The organism is Bradyrhizobium australiense, assembly GCF_013114825.1.
GTDB classification, from domain to species: Bacteria; Pseudomonadota; Alphaproteobacteria; order Rhizobiales; family Xanthobacteraceae; genus Bradyrhizobium; species Bradyrhizobium australiense.
On record NZ_JAAVLX010000004.1, the window covers coordinates 368,006 to 390,906 of the forward strand.

The following is a 22,901-nucleotide window of genomic DNA, read 5'->3' on the forward strand; positions in this document are numbered from 1 at the left end:
CACCTTGACGGCGACCGTGAGCGGAACATCAATGTCATTGAAACGTCATCGGCGTATCACATGCTCTGGGCCGCAATCCCTTAGAGTCAGCCCTGCGCCTCGCCCGAGATGGATCAAAGCCTTATGGAATCGGCACAAGTTCTTGAAATAAAAGAAAAAGAGGCAATTGCCGAGGCTCCGCCCTCGATTGTCACGAGCCCCGAGCGATTCATCAATCGGGAACTGTCTTGGCTGCATTTCAACCGCCGGGTACTCGAGGAATCGGTCAATCCGGGCCATCCGGTGCTCGAACGGGTGCGGTTTCTATCGATTTCCGCCAATAACCTTGATGAATTCTTCATGGTCCGCGTCGCCGGCATCAAGGCGCAGGTCCGTGAAGGCATCGCCGAACGCAGCCCTGACGGCATGACCCCATCGGAGCAGCTCGCGCTTATCAACAAGACGGTTTCGGAACTCGCTTCCGACCAACAGGCCATCTGGCGCGATCTGCGCACCACCCTGTCGGATGCCGGCATCAAGCTCGTCGACGGTCACGATTTCACCAAGGCAGAGCGCGGCTGGCTCGAGGATCACTTCCTCCGCAGCATCTTTCCGCTTTTGACGCCGCTGGCGATCGATCCCGCGCACCCGTTCCCGTTCATCCCCAGCCTCGGCTTCACCATCGCCCTGCAATTGATGCGGACATCCGACGGCAAGGCGATGAACGCGCTGATCCGCATGCCCGGCAAGATCGACCGCTTCATCCGCATGCCCGCAGGCAAGGACGGCGCCGTGCATCTGATCCCGCTGGAGCAGGCCACCGGCCTGTTCATCGGCCGCCTGTTCCCCGGCTACACCGTCAAAGGCCAGGGCGCCTTCCGCATTATCAGAGACTCCGAACTCGAAATCGAGGAAGAGGCCGAAGATCTGGTCCGCCTGTTCGAGACCGCGCTGAAGCGTCGGCGGCGGGGTTCGGTGATCCGGCTGGAGATGGAAGACAAGATGCCGGAAGCGCTGCGGGCTTTCGTGCAGCAGGCGCTCTCCGCCGCCGACGATGAGGTGTTCCTGGTCGACGGCGTGCTGGCGATGAACGAGCTCTCCCAGCTTACGCGGCTCGACAGGCCCGATCTCGAATTCATGCCCTATGTACCGCGCCATCCCGAGCGGGTGCGCGACCATGGCGGCGACATCTTCGCCGCGATCCGGCAAAAAGACCTCATCGTCCATCATCCTTACGAATCATTCGATGTCGTCGTGCAGTTCCTGCAGCAGGCGGCGCGCGACCCTGATGTCGTGGCCATCAAGCAGACGCTCTACCGCACCTCGAACAATTCGCCGATCGTACGTACCCTCGCCGAGGCGGCCGAGGCCGGCAAATCGGTGACGGCGCTGATCGAGCTGAAGGCGCGGTTCGACGAGGAAGCCAACATCCGCTGGGCGCGCGATCTCGAACGCGCCGGCGTGCAGGTCGTGTACGGCTTTCTCGAACTGAAGACGCACGCCAAGCTGTCCATGGTGGTACGGCGCGAGGGCGGCAGCCTGACGACTTACGTTCACACCGGCACCGGCAATTATCATCCGGTCACCGCGCGCATTTATACCGACCTCTCCTATTTCACCTCCGACCCGATCATCGGCCGCGATGCGGCGCGGGTCTTCAACTACATCACCGGTTATGCGGAGCCGAGCGACATCGAGCGGATGGCGGTGTCGCCGCTGACGCTGCGCAAGCGCATCATCGAACATATCAGGGGCGAGACCAATCACGTCCGGCACGGCAAGCCGGGCGCGATCTGGATGAAAATGAATTCACTGGTCGACCCTGATATCATCGACGCGCTCTACGAGGCCTCGCAGGCCGGCGTGTCGATCGAACTGGTGGTGCGCGGCATCTGCTGCCTGCGGCCCGGCCTGCCTGGGCTATCAGACAATATCCGCGTCAAATCTGTGATCGGACGCTTCCTGGAGCATGGCCGCATCTACTGTTTTGGCATGGGGCAAGGCCTGCCCGGCCCGAAGGCGGCTGTGTATATCTCGTCCGCCGACATGATGCCGCGGAACCTCGATCGCCGCGTCGAAGTCCTCTGTCCATTGCAAAATCCCACGGTACATCAGCAGGTTCTCGAACAGATCATGGTCGCGAACCTGAAGGATACCGAGCAGAGCTGGCAGTTGTTGCCGGACGGGTCGTCAACGCGTATGAAGGCCGCGAAAGGCGAAGAGCCGTTCAATCTGCACAATTATTTCATGACGAATCCGAGTCTGTCAGGCCGTGGAAAGTCTCTCAAGGAATCTTCGCCGCGCCGCCTCACGCGCCGTACCGAGCGTCAGCAATCATCATAAGGGAGCGCGGCTGTGAAGCGGCCGCGCAAGCGCGCTTCCAGCGTCGCCGTCATCGACATCGGTTCGAACTCGGTTCGTCTCGTCGTCTATGAGACGATGGCGCGCAGCCTCGTTACTATCTTCAATGAGAAAGCGCTGTGCGGGCTCGGCCGCGAGGTGCAGAGCACGGGGCTTTTGGCGGAGGATGCAGTCACCAAGGCGCTGACGGCACTACGGCGATTTCGCGCGCTGTGCCGCATCCAGCAGGTAGGCCGCGTCTTCGCGATCGCCACCGCCGCCTGCCGCGACGCCAAGAACGGCCCCGACTTCATCGCCAAAGCCGAGCGCATCTGCGGCGCGCCGATTGAGATCCTGTCCGGCCCGCGCGAGGCAAAACTTTCCGCACTCGGCGTCATCTCCGGCATCCACAATCCAGACGGCATCGTCGGCGATCTCGGCGGCGGTTCGCTCGAGCTGATCGACGTCGAGAAAAATCGGGTCCACAGCGGCGTCACGCTGCCGCTGGGAAGCCTGGCGCTGCAGGATCTCTCGCACAAATCCTTGAAGCGCGCCGAGCGCATCGTTCGCAACGACCTCGCCGGCGCGGCCCAGCTCAAGGCCGGCCATGGCCGCACCTTCTATGCGGTCGGCGGCACCTGGCGCGCGCTGGCGCGCATTCATATCGTCCAAAGCGGCTATCCGCTGCGCGTGATGCACGGCTATTCGTTACCTGCGGCCGACGCGCTCGATTTCGCCCGGCGCCTGCGCCGGCTGGCAGCGGCCAACATGCTTGCCGACATCGAAGTGGTCGCGGATGCCCGGCGTCCGCTGCTCACCTATGCGGCGCTCGTGCTCGAATACATCATCCGCGTCGGCCGGCCGAAGACGATCGTGTTTTCCACTTTCGGGGTCCGCGAGGGCCTGCTCTACGAGATGCTGCCGCCGCAGGAGCGCGCCAAGGACGGATTCATCTGCGCAGCGCAAACGCTGAACGGGCTGCTGTCGCGCTCCGCACGTCACGCCGAGGAATTGGTCGCATGGACCGATCGGCTGGTGAGGGTCGTGAAACTGCGTGAGACCGAGGAGGACCGCCGCCTGCGCCATGCCGCCTGCCTGCTCTCCGACATCGGCTGGCGCGTCCATCCCGATCATCGCGGCGAAGAGACGCTGAGCCTCATCACCAACGGCAATTTCGGCTCGATCAGCCATCGGGGCCGAGCCTTCGTCGCGCTGTCGGTGTTTTATCGCTATGCGGGCCTAAGCGAGGAAAACGAGCCGTCGACCCAGATCCGCGAACTGGTGCCGCCGGCCATGGATGAGCGCGCGCGCGTTCTCGGCGCCGCCTTCCGCGTCGCGCATCTGATCTCGGCGGCGCGCACCGGCGTGTTACCCGCAACGCATTTCCGCAACCGCGGCCGCAAGCTGATGCTGGTGTTCGAGCACCGCATGGTCGATCTCGTCGCCGACCGCGTCGGCAGCCGCTTCAAGCAACTGGCGCGGCTCGTCGGGCGCGCCGGCTCGATCGTGCGGAGCTGACCGGAAGAAGCCCGCGCTATAGCCCGCGCACGAACGCCTCGAGCGCTGCGTTGGTCTCTTTATGCGCTTCCTGCTGCACCCAATGTCCCATTCCCGGGATAATGGTGGAGCCGCGGAAATCGGAGCAGGCGATCCCCGGTTCGGCGTAAAGGTCGACGCCCGGGATGAAGGCGCGTACAGGATCGCGCTCTCCGGCGATGAAGGCCGACGGCTGGGTGATACTGCGACCGCTCAATTCGGCCAGCTCGGCGAAGTCGAAGGTCTGCGCGCGATATCGATTGAGCGGGCCACGAAAGCCGCCGGCCTGAAATGCAGCGATATAGACGGCCAGATCGGTCTCGTTCATCCAGCCTGGAAAGGGCTGGGGATCGACGAGCCCATCGAGCAGCCTTGCCTCCGGCGGCTTCGGCTCGAGCCACTTGTTGTGGGGCGCCGCCCCAGACAGCGCAAAATAGATCTTGCGCAGGCCGCTCGCGATGTCCGCTTCCAGCTCCGCCTCCGCGACGCCCTCCTGCTGGAAGTAGATCTGATAAAAGAAGCGGCCCTTGTAGACCGACCGCGCCAGCTCGATGAAAGGCGCAGGTCCGCGCGGACGGAACGGTACGCTTAGACCGGCCACTGCCCTGATCTTGTCAGGGTGAAGCAGTGCCGTGTGCCACACGATGGGCGCACCCCAGTCGTGGCCGAAGAGAACGGCCGGGCCATCTCCCATGTGGTCGATCACGGCAATGACGTCCGAGGCGAGATGACGCAGCGTGTAGGACGTGATTTCTCTTGGTTTCGAGCTTCGCCCGTAACCGCGCACGTCGAGCGCGGCTACCCGAAAACCCCGAGCCGCGAAGTGCGCGATCTGGTGGCGCCAAGAGTACCAGAGCTCCGGGAATCCATGCACGCAGACGATCAGCGGGCCCGAGCCGCTGATCGCCACATTAAGTTCGATCGCTCCATTTTGGACGGTGATAAAGTCCACCGCAGCCTCCCCCACATAGCCCGTCATATCAGCGACATCACGCGCGCCGCGAGCATTGGCTCGCGCAGCGCGGCCTGCGGCTTGAGCAACTGCGAGACTTCCACCGTCAGCCGGTGCACCTCGGCATCCTGCGCGGCGAGCTTGGTCAACGCCATGCCGTATTGCAGCCGCTGCGCAAGGTCGGCAGGGCGAACGCCGCGCGTAGCCGGGTAGACGAAATCGGTGACGGCAACGCCCCACGGCGTCGCGATGGTATCTTGGATGGCAGCGAAGAAGTCGCGTGCCAGCCGATCCATCGGAATATCTTCCGCCAACAACCGGTCCAGGATCACGGCTTCCTGCGCCGCCACGCTCATGCCCTGGCCGAAGACCGGGTTAAAGCGGCAAAGGGCATCGCCGATCGCAAGCAGCCCTGCCGGGAAAGCCTCCAGCCGCTCGAAATGTCGTCGCATGCTGCAAGGCAACTGGTAGCGGACGATATCGGTCAGCGGTCGCGCGTCCTTGACAGCGTCATAGATGGTCGGGGTGCGCAGGCTCCTGACAAAATCCATGAATGCCGCGCGGTCGCCCGGAGGCACATCGCCGTGATTGCCTCCGACGGAAAGCAGCCATCGCTGCTTTTCGATCGGAAACAGGAACGCCCCGCGGCTGCTGGTGGGTGCCGACGGAAGGACAATATTGCCGAGCCAGCCGCCGTTGTGATCGAGCGGCCGCTCGACAATGGTACTTCCATACGCCTGATCAATGCCGATCTCGGTTTCTTCGGGCTTCTGCAAGGAAAGCTCTTCGAGCAGTTGCAGCGTCAGGCCGCAGCGGCCGGAAGCTTCAACTACCAAGTCAGCTTCCAGCGTCACAGCACGACCATCTTCATTATCGTAACGGACCGCCTCGATTCGCGTTGCATCACGCGATGCGACCAGCTTGGTCACGCGGGAGCGCATGCAGATGCCGATGTTCGGGGTTTGCTGAACACGTCCTCGAGTAACGGCTTCGAGTAGTGGGCGCGACATGCTGAAAATATCGAGGCCGAGATCGCGAATGGGGAATGGATCGAACCCGGGACGCTCGAACCGGATGTCCTTTCCGGTGCGGACCTTCACGGCGCCGGCTTCCGCCAGATCCTTCTCAAATCCCGGAAACAGAGTCTGCAGGGCCTTCAGCCCGCCCGCGAGCAGCATGTGCGCATGCTGGGCCTGCGGCGTGCCGCTCCGTGGCGCGGGGTCAGCGGGAAGCACGTCCCGCTCGATGAGCGTGACTTTTCCGAAATGCCTGGAGATCGCCTGAGCGGCGGTAAGGCCGGCCATGCCGGCGCCAATAACCACAGCATGACTTCTTGCAAAATCTGGCACGTGTTCCTCCTGGAAAGGAGTATGTCAAATGTGATCGGAAAAATTCAAACGGTCACGGACGCCCTGCGCAGATGCTCCGATAAACGAAGTTTATCTGATCTTTTTTGCGGGAATAGTGAAAGGCGTCACAAGTTTAGGTGGGCCGCTACCCAGGAAGTCTCCGCCAGTGTCGGCGGACGCGTTTCTCAGCGAGGTGCGCGCGGCACAGCTTGGCTAGTTTGGTCGGGCGCTGCCTTCGTACATGAAGGTCATCGCCTTCGGTCCAGGCATATAGCCGGTCTCCACCCGATCAATCCTGAATCCCGCAGCTTCGATCATCGTGCTGATCGGTCGATTGAGGTGACAGCCGCCGCTGATGCATTTCCAGGCGGGCGTCAGCCAGTCCTGCCATCGCCTCACATTCTTGTCCGGCGCCATGCCGTGCTCCACGAACAAGAGCTTGCCGCCAGGGCGAAGCACGCGACGCATTTCGGTGAGCGCCATGGCGGCATCCGGAATGCTGCACAAGGTCCAGGTGGTCACAACGGTATCAACGCTGCGGTCCTCGAGCGGAATGGCTTCCGCCGAAGCTTCGATGAAGTTGACCGGCGTAGCCGGATGCCGAGCATCGCGGGCCATTGCCAGAAGCTTCGGGGCCGGTTCCAGCGCCAGCAGCTCCGTTACCGGTGACCGATAGAAGGGCAAGTTGCGGCCCGAGCCGGTCCCGATCTCGAGGACGCGACCTTCGGCCGCGCCGATCACGCGCTCGCGATACGGCTGCAGTTGCTTGTTTCGCATCGCGAGATCGCAGAGCCTCGGCAGGATGACGTCGTTGTAGAAGCCCATAACTTGATTCCTTCAGGTCGGCCGACAGATTAGCTGTCCGAAAATCTAGCAGCGGCGCTCGACGAACTTCATGATTTCCTCCGGCGCCGAAAAGATCACGGCGGCCCGATCACCCATCATACCTGCCGGCAAAAGAGCCGGCGCGTCCTGCTCCGGCCCCTCCTTGCTGGTATCGGTCCTGAAGCGCAGATTACGCTCCCAGAAAGCCCGCGTCTTGCCATCAGCCGTGGTGACCCGATAGGTGTCGCGGCAATAGCTGATGGTTTTGACCTGAATGCCCGGCTCAAGCGTTTTGAGATTTGGATCGGCGCCGCCGCCCATCATGCCACCCATCATCCCTCCCATGCCGCCCATCTGTCCTTGTTGCGCACTTTGGCTAGGCGCTGCGCCAGGTTTGGTGGCTTCTTTCAGGAATGCCAGGAGGTCTGCCCGGGCCGGAGCGTCCTTGATCCCCGCAAATGGCATCTCGTTGCCGGGAACGAGATGCTGCGGATCGGTCAGCCATTGATCGAGCGTTCGGTCATCCCAGGTCAATCCGGACGATTTCAACGGATCGGAAAAGCGCTCGAAGCTTGGCAGCGTACCGGCCTTGCGTCCCCACAGGTCGGCAAGGCTCGGTCCCGTCATGTTGCGATCGCGCTCCAGCGAATGGCATGCTGCGCAGGCCCTGAAACTGCGTTCGCCGCGGGCGGCGTTGCCTTGTTGCGCATGGAGAGAGGAGACGCTGAGAACAGCCATAAGGGCCGAAGCAGCCGCCAACCTGAAGCTTGGCATCGTGCGGGGGATCACTGCGTAAATCATGGTTCACCTCATTCGGCTGGCTCCGCAACGCGTGGGACTTTTTTCGATGACCTTGCAATCGCCGCGACCGACTTGCCGCTTTCGGGATCGCCGGGCAGTCCAAAGCTTTTAACGATGCCGAATACCGCCGGGATCACGATCAGCGTCAGCAATGTCGAGGAGATCATGCCGCCGATCATCGGGACGGCGATGCGCTGCATGATCTCCGAGCCGGTGCCGGTGGTCCACATGATCGGGAGCAGGCCGGCCATGATCGCGACCACCGTCATCATCTTCGGACGCACCCGTTCGACCGCGCCCTCCATAATGGCGTCGTAGAGGTCGCCTCGCGTCAGCGCGCCGCCTTCCGCCGCGCGCCGCGCCCGCCGATCATCAAGCGCCTGGTTGAGATAGATCAGCATCACCACGCCGGTCTCAGCCGCGACGCCGGCCAGCGCGATGAAACCGACGACAACGGCGACCGACAGATTGAAACCTAGCCACCACATCAGCCAGAGGCCGCCGACCAGCGCAAACGGCAGCGACAGCATCACGATCAAGGTTTCCGTCAATGAGCGGAAATTCAGATAGAGCAGCAGGAAGATGATCGCGAGCGTCACGGGCACCACGATCTTGAGACGCGCTGTGGCCCGCTCCAGATACTCATACTGCCCGCTCCACATGACGTAGGCGCCCGGTGGAAACTGGATGCTGGCTTTCACCGCCGCTTGCGCATCGGCGACATAGCTGCCGAGGTCGCGGTCCCGGATGTCGACATAGATGTAGGTCGCCAATTGGCCGTTCTCGGTGCGGATCGAGGACGGCCCCCTCGCCGGGGTCACCTTGGCCACTTCGCCGAGCGGGACTGCGCCGCCGGCCGGCATCGGCACCAGCACGTCGCTCGCAATCGCCTTCGGATTGTCGCGCAAATCCCGCGGGTAGCGCATGTTGACGGAAAAGCGCTGGCGTCCCTCGACTGTCGTCGTGACCGTCTGCCCACCAAGCGCCGCTGCAATGGTGTCCTGGACGTCCTGGACCATGATGCCGTAGCGCGCCATCGCTTCGCGGTCCGGCGTGATCTCCAGATAATAGCCGCCGATGACGCGCTCGGCGTAGGCGGACGAGGTGCCGGGAACCGCCTTCAGGACCTGCTCGATCTGCTTGGCGAGCTTGTCGATCTCAATCAGATCGGTGCCGATCACCTTGACTCCGATGGGGGTACGGATGCCGGTCGACAGCATGTCGATGCGGGCCTTGATCGGCATGGTCCAGGCGTTGGAGACGCCAGGAAACTGCAACGCCTTGTCCATCTCCGCGATCAGGCTGTCGATCGTCACGCCGGGTCGCCATTCCTGCTTCGGTTTGAGATTGACGACGGTCTCGTACATTTCCGATGGCGCCGGATCGGTTGCGGTCGCGGCGCGGCCTGCCTTGCCGTAGACAGACGCGACTTCCGGAAACGATCGGATGATCCGATCCTGGGTCTGCATCAGTTCAGCGGATTTGGTGATAGAGATGCCTGGCAATGTCGTCGGCATGTAGAGCAGCGTACCCTCGTTCAGGTTCGGCATGAACTCGGTGCCGAGCTGGCGGGCTGGCCAGATGCTCACGGCCAGGGTGGCAAGCGCGATCAGGATCACGAGGGACTTGGCGCGCAGCACGCCCTTGATCACCGGTCGATAGATGAAGATCAGGAAACGGTTGAACGGATTCTTGTGCTCAGGAACGATTCTGCCATGGATGAAGATCACCATCAGCGCCGGCACCAGCGTCACCGAGAGCAGCGCGGCGGCGGCCATGGCGAAGGTCTTTGTGAAGGCCAGTGGACCGAACAGCCGTCCTTCTTGCGACTCCAGCGTAAAGATGGGCATGAACGACACGGTGATAATCAGCAGGCTGAAGAACAGCGCCGGCCCGACCTGCGCGGCCGCCTCGATCAGGATAGCTACCCGGGACTTTCCGGGCTCGGCCCGTTCGAGGTGCTTGTGGGCATTCTCGATCATGACGATCGCTGCATCCACCATCGCGCCGATTGCGATCGCAATGCCGCCAAGGCTCATGATGTTGGAGCCGAGCCCAAGCAGCTTCATGGCGCCGAACGCCATCAATATGCCGACCGGCAGCATCAGAATCGCAACCAGCGCACTGCGGAAGTGCAGCAGGAACACGATGCAGACCAGCGCGACGACAACACTTTCCTCGAACAGCGTGTGCTTAAGCGTGTCAATGGCCGCGTAAATCAGGTTCGAGCGGTCGTAGACCGGCACGATCTCGACCGAGTTCGGCAGGCTGCTGGCGATTTCCTTGAAACGCTTCTTGACATTCTGGATCACATTGAGCGCGTTGACGCCGAAGCGCTGCAATATGATGCCGCTCGCGACCTCGCCCTCCCCGTTCAGTTCGGTGATGCCGCGCCGCTCGTCGGGGCCGAGCTCGACCCGGGCTACGTCGCGAAGCAGCACCGGCGTGCCATTGCTCACCTTCAGCACGACGTTTCCGAGGTCATTGATCCCCTGCAGATAGCCCTTGCCGCGGATGACGTATTCGAATTCGGATAGTTCGACGGTGCGGCCGCCGACATCGGCATTGCTGGCGCGGATCGCCTCGCGCATCTTCTGCATGCTAATGCCGCGGTCGCGCATGCGCTGCGGATCGAGGATCACGTTATACTGCTTCACGAACCCGCCGACGCTCGCCACTTCCGCGACACCCTCGGCCTTGGCGAGCGCGAACTTCAGATTCCAGTCCTGGATTCTGCGCGTGTCGGAAAGGTTCAGCTCCTTCGATATGATGGCGTATTGGTAGACCCAGCCGACGCCGGTCGCATCCGGGCCGATGGTCGGCGCCACGCCAGCGGGCAGCCGCGACGTCGCACTGTTGAGGAATTCCAGCACGCGCGAGCGCGCCCAGTAAATGTCGGTGCCGTCCTCGAAAATGACATAGACGAACGACACTCCGAAGAACGAGAAGCCGCGGACGACTTTCGATTTCGGAACCGTGAGCATCGCCGTCGTCAGGGGATAGGTGACCTGGTCCTCAATGACCTGCGGCGCTTGGCCCGGATATTCGGTGTAGACGATCACCTGAGTGTCGGAGAGGTCCGGAATGGCGTCCAGCGGCAGATGGACGAGCGCGTAGATGCCGGCTGCAGCGGCGAAGCCGCTGCCGAATAGCACCAGCAGGAGGTTACGAGCCGACCAAGCGATCAAGCGGGCAATCATGGCTGAGCTCCCTCGGCAAAGCCCTTGAGTGCCGCCTTCAGGTTACTTTCCGCATCGATTAGAAAATTCGCCGAAATGACGACAGGCTCGCCGTCTTTCAGCCCGCTGCGGATTTCGACTAGTCCGCCTCCCCGACGGCCGAGCTTGACATCGCGGGGTTCGAATCGGCCCTCGCCCTTGTCGACCAGAACGACTTGGCGCGACCCCGTATCGAGCACCGAGCTGTCGGGGACCGCCAAAACAGGCTCCGCGCCGCCGATCTCGATATCAGCGTCCACGTACATGTCCGGCAGTAATACGAGGTCCGGATTGGCGAGTTCGACCCGAACGCGGGTTGTCCGTGTCTCGCGGTTGACCTGGGGATAAATGACCGAGATCTTTCCGGAGGAGTCCCTCCCCGGGGAGCTGCGCACGCGCAAGGTTACGGGTTGTCCGACGGCAAGCGAGCCGAGGTCGCGCTCGGCTACGTCAATCATCGCCCAGACCACCGACGTGTCCGCGACGCGGAAGAGCACATCGCCCGGTTGGGCTCGCATACCCTGAACCGCATTGCGTTCCAGCACGATGCCGTCGCGTGGGGCCGACCACCCGACAGTCACAGGAACGACCCGCGTTCTTTCGATCTCGGTGATTACCGCGTCGGGCACGTCAAGGTTCATCAAGCGCTGCCGTGAACCGCGTCCGTAGGACGGTTCGCCCGCCGTAGTCTTAGACGTCAATGTCGTCACATACTCGGCGGCCGCACTGGAAACTGCCGGACTGTAGACCTGCATCAGCGGCTGTCCCTTCTTGACGAAGGTGCCAGTCGTGACGTCGGCGACCGATTGCAGGTAGGTTTCCGCGCGCATCGCGATGACGGAGACTCGACGCTCGTCGAGTTGGATCGTGCCTGGCGCCCGCACGACCGTCCGGATCGGGCGGAGGGCCGCTGGCTCCGATTTGGCGCCGGTTCGTTGAACTTTCCCGGGCGACAATCTGATGGCGCCGTCGTCGCTGTCCTCGCCCTCATAAACGGGAATGTAGTCCATCCCCATCGAGTCCTTTTTGGGCGTCGGCGAAACATCCGGCAGGCCCATGGGATTGCGGTAGTATTTGATCTTGCGATCGGTGGGCGTGGCCGCCGCACTTTCCTGCGGCGGATCGCTGAAACTAATGTCGGCGCCCGGAGGCACAGCGCGATAATCGCGGCCGTCAGGCGTCTTCTTCGGCGTCAGCGAATAGAGCGGCTTGCCATCGGGATCCTGATAATAGGTCGCAGCAGCAGCCGGTTCGGCGCGCGCCTGCTCAATGACGTGCGCATGCTTCGCCTCTCCGCTCGGCCAGAGATATGGGCGCGAGAGGACGCCAGCGCCCGCCGCGGCCGTGACGGCAGCGACGATCCCAACCACAGCTGACCGTTTCATTTGTCGGCCTGAATAACGAGCTTGTTTTCGATCGTGCCGGTTTCGCCCTGCACCTTGGCACCGAGCGACAACTGCCAGCGGCCAGCCATGCCAAAGCTGGCCTTGAACCGGTAGGTCCCGGGTTCCGTCGCCGGCAGCGGAGTAAGCTTGGTGACCATCTCCTGCATGGCATCCGGAGCCATGTCGAGGCGCGTGGCGAAGATGACCGCGTCCGGAACAGGCTTGCCGGTCGTCTTGTCGACGAGCTTCACGGCGATCGTCCTGTCCGGACCGGTCTTGACGGCCGGTTCGACGAGCTTGAATTCGTAGTTTTTGATATCGGCGAGCGCGACGGTCGCGGCGCTTGTCAGGGCAGCGCCGGTCAGCGCAACCCGCAGGCCGCGCGAAAACTGAATAGCCTTCATCATGGTATCCTCAATCTACTGGTCAGCCGCCACGGCGGCATGGCGCGGACGCCACCAGGCGCCGCGGGACTTCGGCGTTACGCCGAAAGGACCAGGGATCGGGGAGGTTTTGGCGGAGGTGAATACCCGAGGCTATCCACTTCCGGATCGCTGCCGGGCAGCAGCATCCGGAGCGTCACGGGCTGGATTTCGGCGATGCCGGCCGGCAGCGGTCCCTGCAACGGGGTCGATACGCAGAGCGCCATCAATGGGCACTGGTCGCAATCGACCGGGGCCGATTTCTCCGGGCAGCACGCCATGTCATCGGACATGACGACGGTGTCATCGGAAATCGCCGTCATGGCCACCGGTGCCGTCATGCCGCCACCCGCCCGCGCGGTGAGCGGGGCCATGACGAGGCCGACGATTACAAAAATCGCCAGCAGCCGGCAAAGGTGAATTGGGTATTTCACGGGTCCAGTTTCGCACATCCCGGCCCACGATGGGAAGCGGAGTTCCATCACGAAACCGCGGGTTTCCTTAACGTCGGCCGGCGGACAAAGATCGCATTGCGATGTATCAACCTATCCCTGCTTCCAATTCACAATGGCCGGCTGCCCAGAACATTTTTCAATGCCGCGACTTGAGCTAGCGACCGCCCCCCAGCGGTGGTCTGTCCTCAGCAAGGAGTCCAGCCATGCACGCCCGTGAAATGATCGGCACCCACCCGGCCGTCCAAGGCCAGATCAACGACGCCCTGGTCCGTTGCATCGAGGAATGTTACTCGTGTGCCCAGACCTGCACCTCCTGCGCCGACGCCTGCCTGTCGGAGCGCATGGTACAGGAGCTGACCCAGTGCATTCGCCTGGACATGGATTGCGCCGATATCTGCAATATCACCGGACGCATCATGACCCGCAGGACGGGTTCCGACGACGAGGTGATGCGCCGCATGCTCAGCGTCTGCGCCGCCGCCTGCCGGCTTTGCGCGGACGAATGCCAAAGGCACGCAGCCCTGCATGAACATTGCCGCATATGTGCGGAAAGCTGCCTCCGCTGCATGGAGGCTTGCCAGGAAGTGGCACGCGGCATGGCGCATTAGCGAGGCGATCAGCCCTCGCGCCTGAATACGCTGAACTGGAAGATTTGCCGGGAGCCCCACGGCGTGGCGTGCTCGTGCCGCTGTGTGTGGACCAGCTTGAACATGGTTCCGAGCGTCCGTCCGAGACTCTCACTGTCATAGCGGGCGACCGGCAGGCCGCTGCACTTTTCAGGGCCGTCGGGCGCAAAGGTGGCGATGATGGCGTGCCCCCCGATCTTCAGGCCCCGCTTGAGGCGTGCAATGTAGGCGGCGCGATCGCCGGCATCGGTGAGAAAGTGGAACGCTGCCCTATCGTGCCAGATGTTGTAGGGCTTGACCGGCTCCCAGCTTGTCGCATCGGCGACGATCCAACTCACCCGCTGGGCGCCGGCGCCAAGGCGGCTCTCCAGGCGACTCTTGGCAGCGGCCAACGCCGCGGCGGACAGATCGAGCACAGTGATATCCTCAAACCCCTGCTCGACGAGATTATCGACCAGCCGCGAGGCGCCGCCGCCAATATCGATGATGGCCGAGTTGCTCGTAGCCCCCGCTTGCGCGATCAAGTCGAGCGAAGGAACCGGGCTTTGCTGAAACCAGCTGACCTCGTTCTCGCCCTTGGTGGTGTAGACGTTCTCCCAATGGGCCTGGCGGCCGGCATCTCCCACAAGACTCCTCCCCTGGTTGTACGGGACATCAGACATATGGTCATCGCTGCCATCCTCGACAACGAAACGGGCTACGCGCCATCGGCGTTCGCAACCGCAGCTCCACTTCGCAAGGGACCGGCGGCTCGTCGGGAATAATGCATAGCCAACCGAGCATGCGTGCAACTTTGGCCGACCGATATCAATTTGGCATAATCGGCAGTTTCAGCGTGCGGAAGGCTAGCCTGGTTTCACACATTTCCCACTTGACTGATCCATATCTCGGCGGTTATGTATCATCAATAACCAAAAGGTTATCGATCTCGAATGCCGAACGCTCACGACGTGCTGTTCAGAACACTCGCCGACCCGACCCGTCGGGCAATCTTCGAGCGCCTGTGCCGGGAAGGAGAGCAGACGGTTGGGGCCCTGACCGTCCGGGCCGGCATCTCGCAACCGGCCGTCTCGAAGCATCTTGGCGTACTGAAACAGGCGGGGCTGGTGCGCGACCGCCACGCAGGCCGCCAGACGCATTATACCGCGCAGCTCGGCGCCCTCGCCCCGCTGATCGATTGGACGAGCGAGATGGCCGGGTTCTGGCAGAGGCGGTTCAACGATCTCGAAGATCTGCTCAAACGGATGGACCAATGACCAATACTGCGACCGAAATGCGTTCCGTCGTCGTCGAACGTGAGATGCCTCATCCTCCGGAAAAGCTCTGGCGCGCCCTCACGCAACCGCACCTGATCGAGGAGTGGCTGATGAAGAACGACTTCAAGCCGGCCGTGGGCCATCACTTCAATCTTCGCGGCGAATGGGGTGGCGTGCTGGATTGCGAGGTCCTCGCCATCGAGCCGAACAAGACGCTGTCCTACACCTGGAATTTCAAGCACGACGACGCGGCCTACGATTTGCAGAGCGTGGTCACCTTTACGCTCACCCCAACGGGCACCGGGACCAGGCTGCGCATGGAGCAGACCGGCTTCCGCCCCGATCAGAAGCAGGCCTATGGCGGCGCCCACGCCGGATGGAAGCAGTTCTTTGCAAAGCTGGAGGAGGTTCTGGCGCGAACGGACTGACGCCTGCCGCGTCGCGTTCAGCTCGTTTCAACGGAGGTTTCAATTGAACTGGAATACGTTTATTCGGCAAATCCACCGCTGGCTGTCCATTGCCTTTACGGTGGCTGTGATCGTCAACGTCGTCGCCATGGCGCGAGAGAAGCAGGCCCTCTGGGTAGGGCTTCTGGCGCTGTTCCCGCTGATCCTCTTGCTGCTCACCGGTCTGTACTTGTTCGCGCTGCCCCATGCCGCCAAATGGCGTAGCGCGCGAGGCATTAGCGGATAGGAGCGAACGCAATGGCCGGCAAGACGTCAGCCAAGTCGGCGAAGGTCGCGAAAAAGACCGCCGCAAAGCCTGTCCTGCTCTCAGGCGGCAATCCTCAGATCGCAAAGGGGTACGGCGACGCCCCCGTGCAGGCCTACATCGCGGCCATGCCGGGCTGGAAACGCGACATCGGGCGCCTCCTCGACGCGCTCATCGTGCGCACCGTCCCCGGCGTGCACAAGGCGGTCAAATGGAATTCGCCCTTTTATGGCGTCGAGGACCAGGGCGGCTGGTTCCTCAGCTTTCATTGCTTGACGAAGTTCGTCAAAGTGACTTTCTTCCGCGGCACATTGCTCCGCCCCCTCCCGCCCGGCGAGTCCAAGGTCAAGGAAGTGCGCTATTTTGACATCCATGAAAACGGCTTTGACGAAGCCCAGCTCGCCGCCTGGATAAGGCAAGCCAGCCGATTGCCCGGCGAACGAATGTGAGTTGAATGACAACAGCCATGAAGAAAGCGACCACAGGTGTGAACAAGACCGGCTCGAAGGAAGCTAAAGGAGCAAGCTCTGCCTCTCAGCACATCGATGCGAGGATCAGGGAGCTGGGCGATTGGCGGGGCGAGATGCTCGCGCGGATCCGAACGCTCATCAAGCAGGCCGATCCTGAAGTGGTCGAGGAATGGAAGTGGCGCGGCGTTCCAGTGTGGGAGCACGACGGCATCATCTGCACCGGAGAGACGTACAAGGCGGTCGTGAAGATGACCTTCGCCAAAGGCGCCTCGCTGGCGGACCCGTCAGGCCTCTTCAACTCCAGCTTGGAGGGCAACACCCGGCGCGCGATCGATTTTCACGAGGGCGACAAGATCGATGAAAAGGCGTTGAAGGCGCTGATTCGCGAGGCTGTAGCACTGAACACGTCGAAACGAGCAGCCGCGCGCCCCGTCGGCGACCGGAAGAAATCAAGCAGCGCTTGAGCAGACGGAAGTGGCCAGCCTTTATCGGGAAAGAAGCTGCAATTCCAGCAACGCGAGCCGTTGCAGGACAACCGGGTCACGCTCTCCGCTGTGAGCGGCGCGCAGGATCGCTTCCGCGATGATTTGAACGTGGTGGGAATGGACGGGCTCGGGGAGCGTAGCGACGGCGGCATCAAGCGCCTGCTCCATCACCGAGATGACCTCGGGCGGGAACGACGCGTTTGCAAAATCCTTCATGGCGCCGGCTAAAAGGAAGCGGTTGCCGATGCGCCGTGCAAACGGGACAGCATCGGCAGCCGCTCGAGTTCACGTGTCTATCCCTGACACATATTGCATAATTTTCCCGAACTTGAATAGTTCCAATGACGCCGACAAAATCGCCGCGTCCGATCGACCTAAACGCGGCTGCCTGACACCGCGCCGGTTGGACGCTTCAGGCGACCGGATCCTGGTGCAGGTAGCGGTCGTCAAACTGTGCCAATTCCGCGAGCCTTGTTTCGTCGAGCACGCGCACGTGGCCCCTGCTGACGTCGACGATCCTGTCCTCGCGCAATTGCCTGATGATGCGGTTCGCATGCACCGGCGTGATGCCCAGCGCCTCGCCGATCTGCTCCTGGGTAAGCGGGAATTCGAACGTGGCAAGCTCCGCGCCTCCTCTGACTGAAAGAAGACGCGTGCGAAGTTCGAGCGCGATATGTACAAGCCGGGCTGGCGCCGGCCGCTGGCCGACATTGACGATCCACTCCCGAAATATCGCGGCATCGATCAAGGTATCGCGCCAGAGCGCATCCGCGACATTGGGCCTCGCATGCGTCAGGGTTCGCAGTGAAGCATGGCTGATGAACCCCAGCGTCGAGGGGACCAGCGTGACCAAATCATGGTCCATCCTGCGCAGGTGCAAACTCTGAAGGTCGGGAATCTCGCCAGGGATGTGAATCGACAGGATTTGCCGCTGGCCGGCCTCTGTCGTTTTGGAACGGATACAGAAGCCTTCGATGATCAGGCAGCATTCCGACGGACGTTCGCCGTCAGACACGATGGCTCTTCCGCCTTCCCAATGGCGAACGGCAATCGGAAGTGCACGGATCGCGGCGATATCAGCCGGATCGAGTTTCGAGACGGCATCGAGCCGCCGCAACAAGCTTGCCAATACCGCATCCCGCTCCACGCGCCTGCCCTTTTCGATTGAATGATCTCCTGCCTCTGAGTTGAAAACGAAACCTGCCCGATACCGGTTCCAAACAAAGGTTAAGGATGGCGTTGCCGGAACGTGGAAGGGTCGAAGCCGGCAAGGAGATCCGTCCATGAAAAAAAAGCGCAATCGCAGCCGCCCGGCACTGCCGCTCCAGGAGCGCCTCAAACAAATTGCATTTCGAGCCCGCGAAAAGGCCGAGGGCTCGCCGCCAGGATACGAACGCGATCGCCTGATACGGGCCGCGGTCGCGACCGAGTCGGCAGCGGCCATCGAACGCTGGCTCACGTCACCTGGATTGCAGCGCCCGAAATAGCGCTGCGGTCTTACGACCTTTATCGGGCTTTGTCGGCGCAGACGTGAATGACGTACAACGGATTTGCGAATTCGTCGGTGACTTCCATCCGCCAGTCCTTGCCCGGACGCAGCCTTCCGTTCAGATCCTGGATGATCTGCCCTGCCGTCACGGTCGCCTCCCGCCAGGCGGCCTGCAGGTCGGGCAGTTCCTCGCCTTCCTCATCCAGTTCAGCCCTGTCGTGATACACGTTGAAGAAGTAACGCGGCATGAGGACTGTTCCTTAATATCGGGGGCGCCCTTGAACTTCGCGGCCGCTCTCCTTGGCTTCCTCACCGCCGTGTCCGTCTTCTGTGTCGGCTGCATGATAGCGTAAGGAAGTCATGACCCCGCCAAATGTTCCTGCGCCGGAACGGAGCGCTGCGCGACCTATACCTGCGCTCGAGCAAGGACAGTAGCGCGCCGTGCGGCCATCCGGGTCTCTGCCGGATGTGGAACGAATTAACGCAAGCCAGCTTGACTCCCCGTTCTGCAGCCCGGGAGTTATTGATGCGTACGGCCCGTCGATCGTGCCCCACGGTGACGGGCACGACGTCTATATCGTCGAGCATGAGTCCCTGGAACACGGCCGGGTCTGGGCCGAAGTCAATTCCGAGACTCCGGGATTTGAACCGGTTGTGACGGACCTGCTCACCGGCCAGTACACTAATCCCATCCGGGTGGTTGCTTTCAATGTCGCCGAGGGCTGGTGTCGTGACGCCTCTGCCGATGTCGCACACGAGCTGCGGCGACGCTGCGACCTCCAGCTACGCGACATTCCGTTTTTCCTGCAGGATTTTGTCGATCGCTACGAGGGCCGCTATCGGGACGTCCAGTTGCCGCTGCCAATGCGGCTGTACTAGGATAGGCCGATCAGCGCGGAAACCGTCGCCGTTCTTGCTCCACCACCGTTCGGCGCGAGCGCAGCTCAGCCGTCAGCGCAGGAGCTAGCCGGCGAAGGGAATCGGCCGACGGAGCAAGCGCGCTGCGATCTAGGTCAGGCCCCCTGCAACGCGAGCCCCGCAACCCGGGCCGACGATCGGTTCGCTGCTCGTTTCGTAACGGATCGCGCCGCAGGCAGGGCTTGGTCATAGTCTTGCTCCCGCTTCTGATTGACACGGCAAGGGATCAGGCCGATTTCGGCTCGGCGAAGACGTCGAGGCCGTGGCCAGTTTCCAGTAAGGATTTCAGGCTGGCGAGAACGACCGGCCACCCCTTCTTGATACCGTTCGCCATCCCACTGCCGGCTGCGAGTTCGTCATGAGTGACGGTCAGCCGGACCATGTCCTCGTATTCCTCGGTCTCGAACGTCACCCGGCTGTAGGCGGAAGGATCCGAGGCCTGCGACGCATTCGCCCAGGAGATGACGAGACGGGTCGGCGGCGAGATCTCGATGACCTTGCCGACGAGTTCGACGCTCCGTTGATCATTGGCGCGGACGTGCTCCCATTTTGATCCGGGATTCCAGTCAGAGATGTTCTCGTGGCCCCAGTAGCGCCTTGCGATGTCCGGTTTCGTGATGGCCTCGAACACCTTTTCCGGCGTCGAGCGAATATAGGTGACGTAGACAAAGCTGGTCGTCTCTTTGGTCATTGTTATTCTCCTTCGAGCTCTTTCTTCAGGTCGTGCAGCAGGCTGAGCCGCTGTCGTTCGAATTTCCGCACCCACCGCTCGTAGACCTCGTGAAGCGGCACGGGGTTGATGAAATGCAGCTTTTCCCGGCCTCGCCTGACCGTGCTCACCAGATTGGCCGCCTCCAGGATTTCGAGGTGCTGCGTGGCGGATTGCCGGGCCATGTCCAGGTTTTCGCAAAGCTGGCCGAGCGTCTGCCCGTTCTTTTCACAAAGAAGGTCAAGCAGCTTTCTGCGTGTCGGATCGCCCAGCGCTTTGAAAACCTTGTCGGCCTGCATTTATCTCACTCTATGAAGAACACAATATGCAGGTAAATACCTGCATGTCAAGCGACAGACCAAACACGTCATCAGGTCATTCGTCACCTTGCTGTGATTAGGAATGGGCGATCGGGACTGGCGACGGATCGCGACCGGATACGGCCGGTGCGCCCATGCTTTCATGAGCCATCGCAGCGGCTGAGCCAGGCTGTGTACTGGGACTATTGATCGGCGAATGTCGTTTCAGCGCGCTGACGCGATCGCGCGTTGGCCGCCTGGATCGCGTGCCAGATGCGCGAAGGCGTTGCGGGCATGTCGAGATGGCGCACGCCGAGCGGCACGAGCGCGTTCATCACGGCATTCATGATCGTGGCGGGAGCTGCAATGGCGCCGGCCTGACCGCTTCCCTTGACGCCGAGCCGGTTGGCGCGGCTTGGAAAGTCCGGCGTGAGATTGCCTTCGAACGCGGGAAGATCGCCTGCGCGCGGCAGGGCATAATCCATCAGCGAGCCCGAGAGGATCTGCCCTGTCTCCGCGTCGAACAACGCCTGCTCGAACAATGCCTGCCCAATGCCTTGCGCCACGCCGCCATGCACCTGTCCCAGCGTCTGGCGGGGATCCAGCAGGCGGCCGTAGTCATCGAAGATGACGTAACGGGCGAGCCTCACCTCGCCGGTCGCAGGATCGATCTCGACCTCGGCGACATGGCAGCCGTTGGGAAAAGTGTAGCGGTCGCACAAATGGGTCGCCCTGTGCGCGAGGCCGGGCGCGACATCCTCACCGGTCGTCTGGTACGAGGCGCGCGCCACCTCGTCGAGGCTGATCTCCTGCCCGGTCGCGGACACGCGCAGCTGGCCAGCTTCATACTGAACCGCATCCACGCCGGCCTGCAGCAGGCGAGCGGCCAGCCGCCGCGCGTTCTCGATCAGGCCTTCCGCCGCCATCAGCAGCGCGGTGCCGCCCTGGTGCATGGAGCGCGCCCCGCCATGACCGCCGCCACTATCGAGATCGTCCGTATCGCCCTGCCGAAACCGGAAGCGCTCCAGCGGCAGGCCGAGCGCGTCGGCCGCGATCCGGGCGTAGGTGGTCTCATGGCCCTGGCCGTTGGAATGCGTGCCGACCTTCAAGTCGATCATGCCGTCCTCACCGAACTGCACCTCCGCCACTTCATTGGGCTGGCCGCGCGCGGTTTCGAGGAAGCAGGCAATCCCAAGGCCACGCAGCCGGCCCAGCTTGCGTGAACTTTTCTGGCGCGCCTTGAAACCCTCCGCGGCAGCAACCGCGTGATCGATCGCGTGGGCAAAGCTGCCCTGTTCGACCGAAAGTCCCATCGCGCTGCTGTAGGGGAAACGACGCATGATGTTCTTGCGCCGCAGCTTCAGCGCATCCATCCCGAGCTGGTGGGCTGCGATATCGATGCACCGCTCGATCAGATAGTTCGCCTCCGGCTTGCCGGCGCCGCGATAGGCATCGACCGGCGTCGTGTTGGTGAACACACCCTTGGTCTCGAATGCTATCAGCGGAATATCGTAAACGCCGCCCGTCGCGCTCGCCATCGCCATGGTCGGCACGGCCGGCGCCACCGTCGAGACATACGCGCCGAGATTGGCGAAAACTTTCGTGTCCAGCGCCAGGAAGCGGCCATCCCGATCGAGCGCCAAGCGGGCCCGAATGATGCTGTCGCGGCCATGCGCGGAGCCGGTGAAATCCTCGCTGCGATCGCCGATCCACTTGACCGGACGGCCGAGACGTCGCGCCGCCCACAGCACCAGCACCCATTCCGGATAGAGCACGTTTTTCATCCCGAAGCCGCCGCCGACATCGGGAATGCTGACGCGAAGTTTTTCCCGGCCAATGCGAAACACGCAGTCAGCGAGCAGGTCGCGGATGGCGTGCGCGCCGGCGGCCGAGGCGGTCAGGTGCAACCGGCCGCTCGCGCCGTCGAACTCCCCTATCGCACCGCGTGTCTCCAGCGGCGCTGCGACGACGCGGTTGTTGACCAACTCGCATTCCACGACGTGGGCGGCATCGCGGATCGCCGCTTCCACCGGGCCGATCTCGCCGCGGTTGAACTGGAACGCGATGTTGCCCGCAGCCTCCGGCCAGATCGACGGGGCGTCCGGCAGAATCGCCGCTGCGATCGAAACGACCGGCGGCAACGGCTCATATTCGACGACGACGGCCTCCGCGGCATCGCGCGCGGCTTCGGCCGTTTCCGCAACCACGAACGCGACTGGCTCGCCGACATGGCGCACGACGCCGCGCACCAGCGCGTGATAGGGCGGCACCACGAGCGGCGTGGTCATCGGAATACTGGTCACCGCACAGGGCAGCGGGCCGATATTGTCAGATGACAATTCGGCACCTGTGAGCACGGCCACGACGCCGCGCATCCTGCGCGCCGCATCGGCGCTGATCGCGGCGATGCGCGCGTGCGCGTGCGGCGAGCGAACGACGACGCCATGAAGCGCGTCCGGCGCCACGAGATCGGCGACGTAGCGCCCGCGTCCCTGCACGAAGCGCGCGTCTTCAAGGCGGTCGAGACTGCGCCCCAATAACGGTCCGGTCATGTGAAGCTGTATGGAACCAGGCGGCGGCAAAAGCAATCGGCAGCGTCGTCAGCTCGCCGGCTCGGTGGCGAGAATGGGTCATCACCTTTGAAGACCAGACAAGCTGCACCGTTCCGGCATCGAA

Annotated in this window: 25 protein-coding genes; 10 read left to right on the forward strand and 15 right to left on the reverse strand. The window is 62.6% G+C overall.

Annotation, left to right across the window (positions count from 1 at the left end):
• Positions 1–123: 123 nt before the first annotated feature.
• Positions 124–2,322 (forward strand): RNA degradosome polyphosphate kinase, encoded by a 2,199-nt coding sequence (locus HCN58_RS13805; RefSeq protein ID WP_171579911.1) that lies wholly within the window; start codon positions 124–126, stop codon positions 2,320–2,322.
• Between the two features lie 12 nt (positions 2,323–2,334).
• Positions 2,335–3,837, forward strand: coding sequence for an exopolyphosphatase (ppx, locus tag HCN58_RS13810; RefSeq protein ID WP_171579912.1), 1,503 nt, complete (start codon positions 2,335–2,337; stop codon positions 3,835–3,837).
• Between the two features lie 16 nt (positions 3,838–3,853).
• Here ppx and HCN58_RS13815 read toward each other — a convergent pair whose 3' ends face one another.
• From HCN58_RS13815 to HCN58_RS13850, 8 genes are all read right to left on the reverse strand, one after another.
• Complete coding sequence (locus HCN58_RS13815; protein WP_210265988.1) at positions 3,854–4,834, reverse strand: alpha/beta fold hydrolase; 981 nt, start codon at positions 4,832–4,834, stop codon at positions 3,854–3,856.
• A complete protein-coding gene (locus tag HCN58_RS13820; protein WP_171579913.1) occupies positions 4,831–6,156 on the reverse strand; it encodes an FAD-dependent oxidoreductase in 1,326 nt (441 codons plus the stop codon). The genes HCN58_RS13815 and HCN58_RS13820 overlap by 4 nt, the downstream gene beginning before the upstream one ends.
• Positions 6,157–6,369: 213 nt before the next feature.
• Positions 6,370–6,981 (reverse strand): class I SAM-dependent methyltransferase, encoded by a 612-nt coding sequence (locus HCN58_RS13825; protein WP_171579915.1) that lies wholly within the window; start codon positions 6,979–6,981, stop codon positions 6,370–6,372.
• Positions 6,982–7,026: 45 nt separating this feature from the next.
• A complete protein-coding gene (locus tag HCN58_RS13830) occupies positions 7,027–7,719 on the reverse strand; it encodes a c-type cytochrome (RefSeq protein ID WP_171579916.1) in 693 nt (230 codons plus the stop codon).
• A 71-nt stretch (positions 7,720–7,790) separates the two neighbouring features.
• Complete coding sequence (locus HCN58_RS13835) at positions 7,791–10,982, reverse strand: efflux RND transporter permease subunit (RefSeq protein WP_171579917.1); 3,192 nt, start codon at positions 10,980–10,982, stop codon at positions 7,791–7,793.
• Positions 10,979–12,385, reverse strand: coding sequence for an efflux RND transporter periplasmic adaptor subunit (locus HCN58_RS13840; protein WP_171579918.1), 1,407 nt, complete (start codon positions 12,383–12,385; stop codon positions 10,979–10,981). Before HCN58_RS13840 ends, HCN58_RS13835 begins: the two co-directional genes overlap by 4 nt.
• Entirely contained in the window at positions 12,382–12,789 is a 408-nt protein-coding gene (locus HCN58_RS13845; RefSeq protein ID WP_171579919.1) for a FixH family protein, read from the reverse strand. Before HCN58_RS13845 ends, HCN58_RS13840 begins: the two co-directional genes overlap by 4 nt.
• Positions 12,790–12,866: 77 nt before the next feature.
• A complete protein-coding gene (locus HCN58_RS13850; protein ID WP_171579920.1) occupies positions 12,867–13,292 on the reverse strand; it encodes a hypothetical protein in 426 nt (141 codons plus the stop codon).
• A 173-nt stretch (positions 13,293–13,465) separates the two neighbouring features.
• Here HCN58_RS13850 and HCN58_RS13855 point away from each other — a divergent pair, with 173 nt between their 5' ends.
• Entirely contained in the window at positions 13,466–13,870 is a 405-nt protein-coding gene (locus HCN58_RS13855; RefSeq protein WP_171579921.1) for a four-helix bundle copper-binding protein, read from the forward strand.
• An 8-nt stretch (positions 13,871–13,878) separates the two neighbouring features.
• Here the strand turns inward: HCN58_RS13855 and HCN58_RS13860 are convergent, their stop codons facing one another.
• Positions 13,879–14,550 (reverse strand): class I SAM-dependent methyltransferase, encoded by a 672-nt coding sequence (locus HCN58_RS13860; protein ID WP_171579922.1) that lies wholly within the window; start codon positions 14,548–14,550, stop codon positions 13,879–13,881.
• 270 nt (positions 14,551–14,820) lie between these two features.
• Here HCN58_RS13860 and HCN58_RS13865 point away from each other — a divergent pair, with 270 nt between their 5' ends.
• The 5 genes from HCN58_RS13865 to HCN58_RS13885 are packed head-to-tail and all read left to right on the forward strand — an operon-like array spanning position 14,821 to position 16,789.
• Positions 14,821–15,144 carry an ArsR/SmtB family transcription factor gene (locus tag HCN58_RS13865; protein ID WP_171579923.1) on the forward strand — a complete coding sequence of 108 codons (324 nt, stop codon included), beginning with the start codon at positions 14,821–14,823 and terminating at the stop codon, positions 15,142–15,144.
• On the forward strand, positions 15,141–15,572 hold the full coding sequence (locus tag HCN58_RS13870) for an SRPBCC family protein (protein WP_171579924.1): 432 nt from the start codon (positions 15,141–15,143) through the stop codon (positions 15,570–15,572). The genes HCN58_RS13865 and HCN58_RS13870 overlap by 4 nt, the downstream gene beginning before the upstream one ends.
• 43 nt (positions 15,573–15,615) lie before the next feature.
• Positions 15,616–15,837 carry a hypothetical protein gene (locus HCN58_RS13875; protein ID WP_171579925.1) on the forward strand — a complete coding sequence of 74 codons (222 nt, stop codon included), beginning with the start codon at positions 15,616–15,618 and terminating at the stop codon, positions 15,835–15,837.
• An 11-nt stretch (positions 15,838–15,848) separates the two neighbouring features.
• Positions 15,849–16,304 (forward strand): DUF1801 domain-containing protein, encoded by a 456-nt coding sequence (locus HCN58_RS13880; protein ID WP_171579927.1) that lies wholly within the window; start codon positions 15,849–15,851, stop codon positions 16,302–16,304.
• 17 nt (positions 16,305–16,321) lie between these two features.
• Positions 16,322–16,789, forward strand: coding sequence for a DUF1801 domain-containing protein (locus HCN58_RS13885; protein WP_171579928.1), 468 nt, complete (start codon positions 16,322–16,324; stop codon positions 16,787–16,789).
• A gap of 21 nt (positions 16,790–16,810) precedes the next feature.
• Here the strand turns inward: HCN58_RS13885 and HCN58_RS13890 are convergent, their stop codons facing one another.
• Together HCN58_RS13890 and HCN58_RS13895 are read right to left on the reverse strand one after the other, a co-directional pair.
• Positions 16,811–17,026, reverse strand: a complete 216-nt coding sequence (locus HCN58_RS13890) for a hypothetical protein (RefSeq protein ID WP_171579930.1) — start codon at positions 17,024–17,026, stop codon at positions 16,811–16,813.
• Between the two features lie 196 nt (positions 17,027–17,222).
• Positions 17,223–17,939 (reverse strand): Crp/Fnr family transcriptional regulator, encoded by a 717-nt coding sequence (locus HCN58_RS13895; protein WP_235983607.1) that lies wholly within the window; start codon positions 17,937–17,939, stop codon positions 17,223–17,225.
• A gap of 154 nt (positions 17,940–18,093) precedes the next feature.
• Here HCN58_RS13895 and HCN58_RS13900 point away from each other — a divergent pair, with 154 nt between their 5' ends.
• A complete protein-coding gene (locus HCN58_RS13900) occupies positions 18,094–18,297 on the forward strand; it encodes a hypothetical protein (RefSeq protein WP_171579933.1) in 204 nt (67 codons plus the stop codon).
• Positions 18,298–18,316: 19 nt separating this feature from the next.
• Here HCN58_RS13900 and HCN58_RS13905 read toward each other — a convergent pair whose 3' ends face one another.
• The gene (locus HCN58_RS13905; protein WP_171579935.1) at positions 18,317–18,547 is read right to left on the reverse strand and encodes a DUF6894 family protein; all 231 of its coding nucleotides are present in this window, start codon (positions 18,545–18,547) and stop codon (positions 18,317–18,319) included.
• A gap of 220 nt (positions 18,548–18,767) precedes the next feature.
• Here HCN58_RS13905 and HCN58_RS13910 point away from each other — a divergent pair, with 220 nt between their 5' ends.
• Complete coding sequence (locus HCN58_RS13910) at positions 18,768–19,178, forward strand: hypothetical protein (protein WP_171579936.1); 411 nt, start codon at positions 18,768–18,770, stop codon at positions 19,176–19,178.
• Between the two features lie 265 nt (positions 19,179–19,443).
• Here HCN58_RS13910 and HCN58_RS13915 read toward each other — a convergent pair whose 3' ends face one another.
• From HCN58_RS13915 to HCN58_RS13925, 3 genes are all read right to left on the reverse strand, one after another.
• A complete protein-coding gene (locus HCN58_RS13915; RefSeq protein WP_171579937.1) occupies positions 19,444–19,908 on the reverse strand; it encodes an SRPBCC family protein in 465 nt (154 codons plus the stop codon).
• 2 nt (positions 19,909–19,910) lie between these two features.
• Entirely contained in the window at positions 19,911–20,225 is a 315-nt protein-coding gene (locus tag HCN58_RS13920) for an ArsR/SmtB family transcription factor (protein ID WP_028346460.1), read from the reverse strand.
• A 203-nt stretch (positions 20,226–20,428) separates the two neighbouring features.
• A complete protein-coding gene (locus HCN58_RS13925) occupies positions 20,429–22,777 on the reverse strand; it encodes a xanthine dehydrogenase family protein molybdopterin-binding subunit (protein ID WP_171579938.1) in 2,349 nt (782 codons plus the stop codon).
• Positions 22,778–22,901: the final 124 nt, after the last annotated feature.